This window comes from Planococcus donghaensis MPA1U2, assembly GCF_000189395.1.
Classification (GTDB): Bacteria; Bacillota; Bacilli; order Bacillales_A; family Planococcaceae; genus Planococcus; species Planococcus donghaensis_B.
Genome location: NZ_AEPB01000001.1, coordinates 76,666 through 89,384 on the forward strand (window position 1 = coordinate 76,666; position 12,719 = coordinate 89,384).

11 protein-coding genes are annotated in these 12,719 nt (G+C 38.4%); 7 read left to right on the forward strand and 4 right to left on the reverse strand.

The window, feature by feature from the left end:
* Positions 1 to 121: 121 nt before the first annotated feature.
* Complete coding sequence (locus tag GPDM_RS00320) at positions 122 to 496, forward strand: DUF1761 domain-containing protein (protein ID WP_008427780.1); 375 nt, start codon at positions 122 to 124, stop codon at positions 494 to 496.
* An 82-nt stretch (positions 497 to 578) separates the two neighbouring features.
* The gene (locus GPDM_RS00325) at positions 579 to 1,691 is read left to right on the forward strand and encodes a diguanylate cyclase (protein ID WP_008427782.1); all 1,113 of its coding nucleotides are present in this window, start codon (positions 579 to 581) and stop codon (positions 1,689 to 1,691) included.
* A 99-nt stretch (positions 1,692 to 1,790) separates the two neighbouring features.
* Here GPDM_RS00325 and GPDM_RS00330 read toward each other — a convergent pair whose 3' ends face one another.
* Positions 1,791 to 2,819, reverse strand: coding sequence for a zinc-binding alcohol dehydrogenase family protein (locus tag GPDM_RS00330; RefSeq protein WP_008427785.1), 1,029 nt, complete (start codon positions 2,817 to 2,819; stop codon positions 1,791 to 1,793).
* Between the two features lie 266 nt (positions 2,820 to 3,085).
* Here GPDM_RS00330 and GPDM_RS00335 point away from each other — a divergent pair, with 266 nt between their 5' ends.
* A complete protein-coding gene (locus tag GPDM_RS00335; RefSeq protein WP_008427786.1) occupies positions 3,086 to 3,469 on the forward strand; it encodes a winged helix-turn-helix transcriptional regulator in 384 nt (127 codons plus the stop codon).
* Positions 3,470 to 3,589: 120 nt separating this feature from the next.
* Here GPDM_RS00335 and GPDM_RS00340 read toward each other — a convergent pair whose 3' ends face one another.
* Positions 3,590 to 4,084, reverse strand: a complete 495-nt coding sequence (locus GPDM_RS00340; RefSeq protein WP_008427789.1) for a lactoylglutathione lyase family protein — start codon at positions 4,082 to 4,084, stop codon at positions 3,590 to 3,592.
* A gap of 134 nt (positions 4,085 to 4,218) precedes the next feature.
* On the opposite strand from GPDM_RS00340, the gene GPDM_RS00345 reads away from it, so the two are divergent.
* The gene (locus GPDM_RS00345; protein ID WP_008427791.1) at positions 4,219 to 4,560 is read left to right on the forward strand and encodes a winged helix-turn-helix transcriptional regulator; all 342 of its coding nucleotides are present in this window, start codon (positions 4,219 to 4,221) and stop codon (positions 4,558 to 4,560) included.
* 74 nt (positions 4,561 to 4,634) lie between these two features.
* On the opposite strand, the gene ahpF is transcribed toward GPDM_RS00345, so the two are convergent.
* The gene (gene ahpF / locus GPDM_RS00350; RefSeq protein WP_008427793.1) at positions 4,635 to 6,182 is read right to left on the reverse strand and encodes an alkyl hydroperoxide reductase subunit F; all 1,548 of its coding nucleotides are present in this window, start codon (positions 6,180 to 6,182) and stop codon (positions 4,635 to 4,637) included.
* A 12-nt stretch (positions 6,183 to 6,194) separates the two neighbouring features.
* Positions 6,195 to 6,764 (reverse strand): alkyl hydroperoxide reductase subunit C, encoded by a 570-nt coding sequence (gene ahpC / locus GPDM_RS00355; protein WP_008427795.1) that lies wholly within the window; start codon positions 6,762 to 6,764, stop codon positions 6,195 to 6,197.
* 534 nt (positions 6,765 to 7,298) lie between these two features.
* Here ahpC and GPDM_RS00360 point away from each other — a divergent pair.
* The 3 genes from GPDM_RS00360 to GPDM_RS00370 all read left to right on the forward strand — a co-directional run bounded on the left by GPDM_RS00360 (position 7,299) and on the right by GPDM_RS00370 (position 12,525).
* Complete coding sequence (locus GPDM_RS00360; protein WP_008427798.1) at positions 7,299 to 9,197, forward strand: PTS mannitol transporter subunit IICBA; 1,899 nt, start codon at positions 7,299 to 7,301, stop codon at positions 9,195 to 9,197.
* 95 nt (positions 9,198 to 9,292) lie between these two features.
* On the forward strand, positions 9,293 to 11,380 hold the full coding sequence (locus tag GPDM_RS00365) for a BglG family transcription antiterminator (protein WP_008427800.1): 2,088 nt from the start codon (positions 9,293 to 9,295) through the stop codon (positions 11,378 to 11,380).
* Between the two features lie 5 nt (positions 11,381 to 11,385).
* Positions 11,386 to 12,525 (forward strand): mannitol-1-phosphate 5-dehydrogenase, encoded by a 1,140-nt coding sequence (locus GPDM_RS00370; protein ID WP_039862668.1) that lies wholly within the window; start codon positions 11,386 to 11,388, stop codon positions 12,523 to 12,525.
* Positions 12,526 to 12,719: the final 194 nt, after the last annotated feature.

Sequence of the window (12,719 nt, forward strand, 5' to 3'; positions counted from 1 at the left end):
CATATGTAAAAAATTAACGTAATAGAGTATAGTGATAGATACGCACATGTTAAATTATATAAAATACTTAACATTTACTTATTTATTACGACTACAAATTCCAGTGAAAAGAGGTAAGAATATGCTAGTAGACGTGAGCTCGTTAAATTATTGGGCAATTTTGGCTGGTGGAATTTTGTATATGATTTATGGGGGGATTTACTACACCGTCCTAGTCGGAAAGAAAAATCAAAACACAGGTCCTTTAAAATATGTGGTTGCGGGAATCGTAGCATTTATAAGTTCAATCTTTATTGGCGTTCTTGTTCAAGCGACGGGATCTACTAGTTGGCTAAGCGGTGTTGCTGTGGGGAGTATTGTAGGCTTTCTGATTTCAATCGTGTATTTAAAAAATACGTTGTTTGGACTTGTTAGTGCAAAAAACTGTGCGATTGCGATTGGGGATCATTTAATTATCTTTACGTTACTAGGAGCATTACACGGCTTTTTTATCTAATAAACAAGAGTCTTAAAAAATGATTAATACAAAGAAATTTAAGATGAAATGTTGCAGTTTGGGAGATTAGGGAGGATTATTTTTGTCGACGATATTAACTGATTTATTTGTGAATCTTTGTATTATGGTTTCACTAATTTTTATCTACTTACAGATTAGAATGAAACTTAAATTAGAGCGGAAAAATCGTATCATCTCAATGTTAATAGATGGTTTCGCTGGGGGCTTGTTGGGCTATGTTTTGATGTTTTTTTCCATTCAAGTAACAACTGAAACTATGGTTGATCTGCGTTTTTTACCTGTTATGTTGCTAATTATTTTTATCGGAGTACCTCAAGCTGTTATTAGTGCACTTTTAATTATTTTAACTAGATTTATGTTTGGTTTTACAACGTCTGCGATTGCGGCCATGGTTTTAATGACTGTTTTAATTTTAGGCTTTATTGTCATTCATAAATTATGTAAAAGTGCTGATTTTAAAAAGAATGCATACAAACAAAGCTTTTTCATGATTATTTTATCAAATATTGTATTTAGTGTGATTATTTCATATTTAGTGAAAGACGTTACGGTTTTAAAAAGCTTAATCTTTTCGTATTGGATGGTTTCGACAATAGGTGGACTAACTTCCATTGTATTCGTCGGATACATACGGAAAACACAATATTTATTGATGAAATATGAAAAAGATTCTACTACTGACTTTCTTACGGGTTTGAACAATGTACGTCAATTCGATAGCATTTGGAATACGCTCATTAGTAATGCTGCAGAGAAAAATGAAAGACTATCCTTATTGATGATTGATATTGATCATTTTAAGCATGTAAACGATACGTATGGTCATCCAATTGGTGATAAGATTTTGGTTGAGTTAGGGAAAGTTCTAAAAAATAGTACTCGCTCATTTGATGTGGTTTCTAGAAATGGGGGAGAGGAATTCTCCGTCATGTTACCCGACTGCCCACATCAATACGCCATAGAAATAGCAGAGCGTATAAGAATAGCGGTAGAACAGCATAAGTTTGAAATATCACTGAAAGAAGAAATTCATATAACGGTTTCTATTGGGGTGGCAACTTATCCAGAAACGGTGAGCGACACTGTGCAAATTGTGGATGTTGCGGATGACTGTTTGTATACAGCAAAACGTACAGGCAGAAATCGGATTTGTCCAAGTTTTATTACTACCTGAAACAGTAGGATATTCACGCCATAGAAGGATAAAAACCCCCCTCGCTGCTTTGGCAGAGACGGGGGTTTAAAGTTAACAGCTCGTGATGAGGCTTATTATTTAGTTGAATTTCTCGACTACAATTTTTCCAATAGCAGCACCGGACTCGAGCAATCGATGAGCTTCTTTGACATTTTCAGCATTTATAGGAGTCAATCGTTTGTTCAAGGTAGTCTTTAGTTCGTTTTGATCGATTGAATCGGCTACTTCATTTAATAAATGATGTTGTTTAATCATGTCTTCTGTCTGGAACATAGAGCGCGTAAACATAAATTCCCAAACAAAACTTACACTTTTGTTTTTTAGTAAAGTTAAATCAAGAGGCTCGTCTGATTCTACAATTGAACAAATTTTCCCTTGAGGAGCAATCGCTTCAGCCATATTTGCCCAATGTTTTTGTGTAGCATTGAGACAAAGAATGTAGTCGACGCTATTAAAACCTAATTCCTGTAATTGTGCAGTAAAAGGTTCATAGTGGTTGATGGTAGCATCGGCACCAAGACTTAGCACCCATTCTTTTGTTTCAGGGCGAGAAGTCGTTCCAATTACAGTCATGCCAACCTTTTTAGCCAATTGAGTGGCAATAGAGCCAACACCACCTGCAGCTCCAATAATCAAAATGGTTTTCCCTTTGTTTGTATCAGAATCTGAACTGATAGCAAGGCGATCAAATAAGCTTTCATAAGCCGTAATTGTCGTGAGGGGGAGTGCTGCAGCTTCGGCAAAACTCAAAGACTCTGGCTTTTTGCCAACAATTCTTTCATCAACGAGATGGAACTCACTGTTGCCTCCTTGACGAGTAATGTCTCCTGCGTAATAAACTTTATCTCCTGGCTGAAAGAGCGTACATTCAGGACCAACCTCTTCTACAATACCCGCAACATCCCATCCAAGTATTTTGGGTTCTGATAACTTTTCTCCGTTCGACTCACGTACTTTGGAGTCAACTGGATTCATACCTATAGCTTCAACACGTACCAAGAGATCTCGTTTTGTTGGGTGGGGCTTTTCTATTTCTAAGTCTACTAAACTCTCCTGGTTATCGATTGGTAAATGATTATATAATCCAACAGCTTTCATTTTAGTCATTTTCAATACACTTCCTTTTCTTATAGTAGTAGAACTAGCCGTAGTTGCAGTTTCTGTAAACAGAAAACACATACCGCGTTCCTTTGATAAGTTGATAATAGCATATAACATATTTGAGTATAAGTACGCACAATTTTGTGCTATAGTATCATTTTGTATACCGTTAACGTTTTAGAAAGTCTATGTGTTATAGTAACTACCGCTACTAATGAAATAGCCACACTTGAAATAGATAAAATGCGATTGATACAAAAGGAGTGTTGAAAATGAGTACGGGGAAAGTACAAGAAAATACGATTAATCCTTTTTTAAATCAATATTCGTGTCCTGTAGCAGGGACTTTAGATGTTATCGGAGGCAAATGGAAAGGTGTAATCCTTTTCCATCTGTTAGAGGACAAAAAAAGATTTAATGAATTAAAAAGGTTAAATAGTGGCATTACACAAAGAATGTTAACGCTACAACTGAGAGAACTAGAAGCAGACGGGATCATTCACCGTGAAGTGTATCCTGTTATTCCGCCAAAAGTAGAGTATTCTCTCACTGATTTTGGACAGTCCTTAAAGCCTATCGTCCTGTTGATGCGCGAGTGGGGAGAAGAATATATGGAAACCGTTTTAACGCAACGTCAAAAAAACGTGGGTGAATAGAGCAAAATAGCATCTCGCTCTTTACCCAATGAGGCTATTATAAGAAAAGAAATTAAACCTTAAAGCACTCAAAAACCTAAAAAGAACCGTATCCCTTTGGAGGATACGGTTCTTAGTTTGTTAATAAGCTCCTGAAGAGTACGTAATTTCATAACTATGGCTATAGACTTCGAAGATAATACCAAATGGATCTTCTACGTAGCACATTCTATAAGGTTTTTCGTTTGGATAATATTCTCGAATTGGCATTCGTTGCTTGCCACCGTGTTCTACTATTTTGTTAACCAATCCTTCTACGTCTGGATCTTGGACACAAAAATGGAAGACGCCTGATTTCCAATATTCAAAGTTGTTTTCAGGTTTTTCGCTGTTCGGAAACTCGAAGATTTCAATACCTGTGCCGTCAGATGTCGACATGTGCGCAATTCGGAAAGTTCCCCAACCCGCGCCGAAAACGTCGATACACATTTGACCGATAGGCGTATCATTTTCTTCTTTTACCTCAGATGGTTCCATAATAACGTACCAACCCATCACTTCTTTATAAAAAGTGACAGCTTTATCTAAATCTGTAACGGATAAACCGATGTGTGAAAATGCTCTTGGATATGCCATGTTTATCGCTCCTGTCTGTTTTTATCGTCATGATATGTTTCATCATACAGAGTAGTTCTGCGGAGTACAATACGGCACTTTTTAGTGGTATAGTTACGAAAAAGTGACTACGAAAGAGAAAAAGGAGACATACAATGGCAGTTAAAAACAACTATGTTTGTTCTTTAGGACTGACAATCGATTTGATCGGCGGGAAATGGAAACTGATGATTCTCTGGTATTTGATCAAGGACAGTAAACGGTTTGGAGAGCTTAAAAAAAGCATCCCGAACATTAGTCAGAAAGTGCTTACTGAGCAACTCAAAGAGTTAGAAAGCAGTCAGATTATATCTAGAAAAGTGTATCCAACAGTTCCGGTTACGGTTGAGTATTCGATGACAGCTTACGGAGAGAGTTTGATTCCGTTGATACATGACTTATGCGAGTGGACAAAACAGTATGCGAGTGAAAATGATATTGAAATAAGCGGGGATTAACACAATAACTAAATTAAAAAAGGACGGTAGACAACTCGAATGGCTCGAGTTGTCTACCGTCCTTAGTTTTGTTATTAAGCTAAAACAGGAACTTCACTTCTAATAAGGTGGTCAAAAGCACTCAGTGAGGCAGTCGCACCAGATCCCATTGAAATGATGATTTGTTTGTAAGGAATATTGGTGCAGTCTCCCGCACCAAACACCCCAGAAACGTTGGTAGCGCCACGTTGGTCAATGACGATTTCGCCATGCTGTGTGCGTTCTACCAAATCACCTAGCCAGTCTGTGTTCGGAACAAGGCCGATTTGCACAAAGACACCAGCTAATTCGATATGATTAACGTTTCCGGTTTGAAGGTCGAGATAAGAAATACCGTTTACTTTTTCTGTGCCGGTAATTTCCTGTGTTCGCGCATTTGTGATGATTGTTGCATTGGGTAGGCTACGTAGTCGATCTTGTAAAACAGAATCGGCTTTAAGTTCTGCGTTGTACTCCAGAACAGTCACGTGATTTACGATACCTGCCAAATCAATGGCTGCTTCGACGCCGGAGTTCCCGCCGCCGATAACCGCTACGTCTTTGTCCGCAAACAATGGACCATCACAATGTGGACAGTAAGCGACACCTTTGTTCTTAAACTCTTCTTCACCTGGCACGCCAATGTTGCGCCAGCGCGCACCTGTTGAAAGAATGATCGTTTTGCCTTTTAAGACAGCACCGTTTTCAAGTTCAAGCTCGAAAAGTTCTTTTTTCTCCAACTTTTTAGCGCGTTGCAAGTTCATAACATCAATATCGTATTCCTTCACATGCTCTTCAAGACTGGCCGCAAATTTCGGACCATCTGTCTTTTTCACACTAATAAAGTTTTCGATGCTCAACGTGTCCATGACTTGACCGCCAAAGCGTTCCGCTACAATGCCAGTGCGTATGCCTTTGCGCGCTGCGTAAATTGCAGCGCTAGCTCCAGCCGGTCCGCCACCGACAACAAGTACGTCAAATGGTTCTTTGTTTGCAAATTCGGATGCATCGGGCGCGCTGCCAAGTTTAGCTAACAGTTCTTCAAGTGTCATGCGTCCGCTACCAAACGATTCCCCGTTTAAAAATACAGTCGGTACCGCCAGAATGTCTTTGCTTTCAACTTCTGCTTTGTATACCGCGCCATCAATCATTGTATGTGTGATATTTGGGTTGAGAATACTCATTAAGTTGAGTCCTTGAACCACTTCAGGACAGTTTTGGCAGCTCAAACTAATATAAGAGTCGAAATGGTACGAGCCTTGGATGCTTTGAATTTGATCGATTACGTTCTGCTCAACTTTGGGCGCACGTCCGCTCACTTGCAATAACGCAAGAACAAGGGACGTAAACTCATGCCCCAAAGGAATGCCAGCAAATACAACACCGGTGTCTTGTCCCGGACGGTTAACGCTAAAGCTTGGCGTTCTTTCAAGCTCTGTAGACTCTACAGCAATGCGAGAAGACATTGCAGATATTTCTTCTACCAATGCGGTCATGTCGCGAGAAACTTTATCAGTGCCTGCGCTGACTTTTAACAACACATCGTTTTCAAGCAATTGTAGATACTGTTCTAATTGAGCTTTTATTGCTGTATCTAATATCATGTCCTGCACTCCTTAAATTTTACCTACAAGATCAAGACTTGGCTTAAGTGTTTCGCTGCCTTCTTCCCATTTTGCAGGGCAAACTTCGCCTGGGTTGTTGCGCACGTATTGTGCTGCTTTGATTTTTCCGACAAGCGTACTTGCGTCACGGCCAATGCCGTCTGCGTTAATTTCTGCAGCTTGAACAATACCTTCTGGGTCTAAGATAAATGTTCCGCGTTGTGCCAAACCAGCTTCTTCATCAAGTACATCAAAGCCACGAGAAATACGTTGTGACGGGTCGCCAATCATTGTATATTCGATTTTGCCAATTGCCTCTGAATGGTCGTGCCAAGCTTTATGCGTGAAGTGAGTATCTGTAGAAACAGAGTATACTTCGACTCCTAGGCTTTTCAGCGTTGCATATTGGTTTTGAAGATCTTCTAGCTCAGTTGGGCAAACGAATGTAAAATCTGCTGGGTAAAAGCATACGACACTCCATTGACCTTTTAAGTTTTCTTCTGTTAGTTCGATAAAATCTCCGCTTCCAGCTTGGTATGCAGAAGCGTTAAATGGTTGAATTTCTTTCCCGATTAATGACATAAATAATGACCTCCTAATGTTTTTAGAACAATTATGAATAACGATGTAAATATGGTAATCAATTGATTATCGTTATTTGATTATAATTATTCTAATGCTATTCTCATTGTTATATGAAATTGACATTTTGTCAAAGAGAACCCATTGTCTTTATGCCATCTTCTGGAATTCCTTTGAATAAAGAGTGAACACAGCATGTACGATTAAATTCAAAAGATTCTATAGTAGAAATTAAAAGAAAATAACTAAAACGGAATAATAATTTCAGAATATTATTAATATTTAAAAGTGCCGTGTTTTCTCATATAAAGACTTGTAATTGATAAAAGGGATCTTAATATACTCAGTAACAAAAGTAAGAATCATAATCGTAATAGCTGTTCGGTTATTTCGATAAACGACAATCATGTCGTGACAAGCCCGACAAAGTTGACTTTCCTAGTTGTTGAATGCGCTTCCATTCACAGTCTATGATAGTAGTACATCATGACACACAATTTTAGAAAAAAATTCAGTTTCGAAGGAGAGGATCACATGAAAGTACGGGTACAGAAATTCGGTAACTTTTTAAGTTCGATGGTTTTACCTAACATTGGTGCGTTTATTGCATGGGGGTTAATCACTGCCCTATTTATTCCAACAGGGTTTTTCCCAAATGAGGAATTTAGCAAATTAGTAGGCCCGATGGTTATTTACATGTTGCCACTTCTTATTGGATATACAGGAGGCCGGTTGATTTACGAACAACGAGGCGCTGTAGTTGGTACGATTGCAACAATGGGGGTTATTATCGGAGCTCCTGATACGCCAATGTTCTTAGGTGCCATGATTATGGGGCCGCTTGGTGCATATGCTATTAAGAAGTTTGACCAATTGATAGAAGGAAAAATTAAAACAGGTTTTGAAATGCTAGTGAATAATTTCTCAGCAGGTATTTTAGGTGGGATATTAGCACTTCTTGCATTTATCGGAATCGGACCGGCTGTAAGTTCGTTTACAGGTGTTCTTGTTGCGGGTGTAGACTGGTTATTAGAAGCGGGATTACTACCGCTAACGAGTATTTTAATCGAACCGGCAAAAATCTTGTTCTTGAATAATGCGATCAATCACGGTGTGTTAACACCTATTGGGCTAGAGCAAGTTCAACAAACCGGTAAATCACTCTTGTTTTTACTAGAAGCCAACCCAGGACCTGGTCTTGGTGTGTTACTTGGGTTTATGTTATTTGGAAAAGGAATTGCCAAGCAATCTGCACCAGGTGCGGCAATTATCCACTTCCTTGGTGGAATTCATGAAATTTATTTCCCTTACGTATTAATGAAACCAATGTTGTTATTAGCTGTTGTAGCTGGTGGAATGAGTGGCGTATTTACACTTGTATTAATGGGGGGCGGATTGGTTGCTCCAGCGTCACCAGGTAGTATTCTAGCAATCGCAGCTGTTACACCACCTGAAGGAATGGCATACTTAGCCAACTTTACAGCAGTCTTTGTTGCTACGGCAGTTTCATTTGCTATTTCAGCAGTCATTTTAAAAGCGAGTAAACAAACAGATGAAGACATGGAAGAAGCAACAAAGAAAATGGAACAAATGAAAGGCAAGAAAAGTTCTATTTCCCGGGAAATACCTTCACTTAACCCAACTACTAATGGAGCTTTCCCAGCAGGCGCACAAAAAATCGTCTTTGCTTGTGATGCAGGAATGGGCTCAAGTGCGATGGGAGCTTCTCTATTACGCAAAAAAGTAAAAGAAGCGGGACTGAATGTATCGGTATCGAATACGGCAATCAGCACTCTCCCTTCAGATTCCGAGATTGTTATTACACAAGAAAAACTGACACCGCGTGCTGAAAACAAAATACCAGATGCTTATCATATTTCAGTTGATAATTTCCTATCAAGTCCAGAATATGATCAGTTGATTGAACGTTTAAAAAGCGGTGAAATAGAAGAGCATAGTGTGTTAGTTGAAGAAAGTGAAACTAACGCTCCGCAAAACCCGGAAGATGAGCAATTGTTACGCGAAGAAAACGTCTTTATCGGACAAAGCTTTCGGACAAAAGAAGAAGCAATCATCTTTGCAGGATTAGCATTAGTTAAAGCTGGTTATGTTGAAGAATCGTATGTGGATGAAATGTTGAAGCGTGAAGAAATCACGACAACGTATATGGGCAATAACGTCGCAATTCCTCACGGTACAGAAGAAGCAAAAAAATCTGTCATCAAGTCAGGCTTTACTGTTATTCAAGTGCCAAATGGAGTAGACTTTGATGGAGAGACTGCAAAAATGATTTTCGGGATTGCTGGAAAAGATGGAACACATTTAGAAATTCTTTCTGGAATTGCAGTGATTTGTGCTGATCAAACCAACGTGGATCGCTTAGTAGAAGCAGAGTCAGCGAAAGAAATAATCGACATCATTAACAGCAATTAAATAATAAGAATGGAAAGGCGGGATTTCCTGCCTTTTTGTTCTATCTACATTTTTAAGTCCGAAATCGACAGTTAAAAACGAAATGAGGGGAAAAGATGTTTATCACGTTTAGAGAAAAATCTATTATTGAATCGATCGTTAGAACCTCTGGAAAACATACCGTTCATTCCTTATCTTCGTATTTAGATGTCAGCGCTCGGACTATTCAGCGAGATTTAAAATCGATAGAAAAAACGTTAGTAGAATTTGAACTGAAAATCGAACGGACCGCAGATGAAGGGCTTATAATTACGGGGCCTAACGATCAAATTTATCGTCTCATACAAAATTTGATAACAGTTAGTCCAGCAGATGAAACGCCTGAGGAACGGAAGTTAAAACTGCTTATTATTTTATTGCACGAAGGGCCGTTTTTTAAAAAACAAGTGCTTGCAAGTCAATTAGGAATTAGTAATGCTGCATTAACCACTCATTTAGATGACTTATCTGACTGGCTACATAAGTTTTCCATTACCGTATCTCGAACAAAAGGTGTTGGGATCGAAGTTAACGGTGAGGAAGCCAATATGCGTTATGCACTAGGCAGTTATATGTTGGCTTATTTTTATGAAGAAATGATTGAAAGTTTGTACCATCTCCAACAAGGGAAAAGTCAGAAAGACAACATTCTTGGGTATTTTTTTCCGCGGTACTTGGCAGTAGTCGATCGGTTAGTCAACCAAACAATCAACCGGGGCCACACAAAGTTAGCCGATAGTGACTATGTGGGTCTAGTTATTTATAGTTGTATGACACTTCAACGAACAGAAAAAGGGTTTCTACTGAGAACTATAGAATTAGTAGAGAAGAGTTCTACTAGCGAGTATCAGTTGATCGAAAGTATATGCAATGAATTAAGTGAGCAACTTCTTGTACCGTTAACAAAAGCTGATATGCATTTTTTGTCGATTATTTTAAAAGGGTCTAAAGTTCAAGAAGCTAAAGGCTCTTACTATGATAGCGTCTTGCTAGGAAGAAAAGTGAAAAACCTAATTCGTAACGTATCGTCACAGTTAGATGTTGATCTTATTGATGACTTCTCATTGTATCAAGGACTGCTAGCGCATATGGAACCATTGGTTTTCCGTTTAAACCAAAATATCGAATCTTTTAATCCATTAACTGATGAAATCAAACGCAAATACCCAGTCCTATTTATGGCGGTTAAACAAGGGGTAGAAAATGAATTTGAAGAGTTGTATTTCTCAGCTGACGAGACTGCTTTTATTGTTCTTCATTTTGGTTCTGCTTTATTGATTAGGGAGGAAAAAGTACAAATTGGTGCCGTTGTTATTTGTCCAACGGGCATTGGTACTTCAAAAATGCTGGCAAGCCGCATTCAAAAAGAACTTCCCGAAATCAATTCCATAGAAATTCTTTCAATTAATGATTTTCAAGCAGCGGACTTTAAAAATTATGACTTAGTTATCTCGACGATTCGGCTACCGGTTACAGAAGTAGATTATATTAGAGTAAGTCCTTTATTAAACGAGCGAGATATCGGCTATATTGAAAGTTACTTGCAAAATAATGTGAAGAAAATTACGAGCAAAATGAATTATTTACATCCCGGAAAAACGAGCGAAGCAATAATATCGAAAAATCGACCAAATGTTCAGCAGTTGCTACAGGAAATAAAACAAGTGCAACATAGTATGGATGTACTATTGAACAATTTTAAAGTTTTTCGAAAGCAGTATGCTGCGGATCATTGGGAGATTTTACAGGAAGTCTTAAACTCTGCTCGAAAAGAAGACATTGTAACAAATGTAGCTTCTGCAATGCGCGAACTTAGAGAGCGAGAGGAAAAAGGCGGACTTGGGATTCCGAATACGACAATGGCTCTTTTCCACGGCCGTGATGACTCGATACAAGAGCTATTATTCCAAGTTATTCATATCGATCATCCGCTTATCGTAAAAGGAATGGATGGCAAAGACATGCAAATGAAAAATTTGCTGTTAATGCTAGCGCCAACGGTAATGACTGAACGACAGCAAGAAATATTGAGTTTAATTAGCACGAGCTTGATTGAAAGCGATCAATCAATGATGATTTTTACTTCTTCCAATGAAAAAGCCATTCGACAGAAGTTAGAAGAGATTTTTTGGGAATATCTACAAAATAATTTGATAAAGGAATGATGACAGTGAAACAAGCCGTTCATTTTGGAGCAGGGAATATTGGTAGAGGATTTATAGGGGCTTTATTTTCTAAATCAGACTATCATGTAACGTTTGTGGACGTTGCAGAACAAGTGATCAATAAATTAAACGAAGAAAAAAGCTATCACGTAAAATTAGCTCAATCACAGGAAGAGCAAATCAAAATTGAGAATGTGTCGGGTATTAATAATATGACACATGCCGAAGATGTTATTGAAGTGATTCAACAAGCGACTTATTTAACAACGGCTATTGGGCCAAATATTTTACCAAGAATCGCTCCGTTAATTGCGCAAGGATTAACGGAACGTGTTTCGGCAACAGATGAGAAGTTGTATATCATCGCTTGTGAAAACCAAATTGGTGCAACGGATATTTTAAAACAACATATTTTAGATAGCTTGGATGAAGACGTAAAAGCAAAACTTGAAGGGAAAGTATATTTCTTCAATTCAGCAGTTGATCGCATTGTACCTATTCAAGACCAAAGTTCTTTAGATGTATTAGTAGAACCGTATTTTGAATGGGTAGTAGAAACGACAGAAAAGATTCCACCAGTAACAGGGATGACTTTGGTAGAAGACCTCGCTCCATTTATTGAACGGAAGTTGTTTACGGTGAACACAGGACATGCAGTAATTGCTTATTTGGGCTATTTAGCAGGAAAAGAGACAATCGACGAAACATTAGCGGATGAGAAGATTGTTACTCAAGTCAGAGAAACGCTCAAAGAGACCGGTGCTTACTTAGTAAAAGAGTATGGACTTGATGAACAAGCGCATTTGGCTTATATCGATAAAAATATTGAACGCTTTAAAAATGCATACTTAAACGATGGAGTTACACGAGTAGGGCGAGCGCCTATTCGGAAGTTAGGACCTGAAGACCGATTGATTCGCCCTGCTACACAAGCACAAAAAGCAGGATTGTCTTATACTCACTTAGCAAACGCGATTGCAGCGGCGTTATTGTTTGATTTTCCAGAAGATGAAGAAGCGATGGAAATTCAGAAAATAATTCAAGACAAAGGACCCGCGGCTGTTTTAACAACTATTAGTGGGTTGTCTGAAGACAGTGACATTACAAAAGAAGTTGTAAGCCGCTACCATGCGTTGAAAGCTTAACTACAAGTCAGTAAATAATAAACAAAATAAAAAGGGCAAACACGTTAAAAATGCGTGTTTGCCTTTTTTGTCGTTTAACAATTAGAAAAGAAGGTCTGGCTTTTGCAGACGCATGAAGTGAGGTATAATGGACAGGCAAAAGCAGATAGGTACAATCAGAAAATATGATATAATTATATAATTGAAGCAGAAAA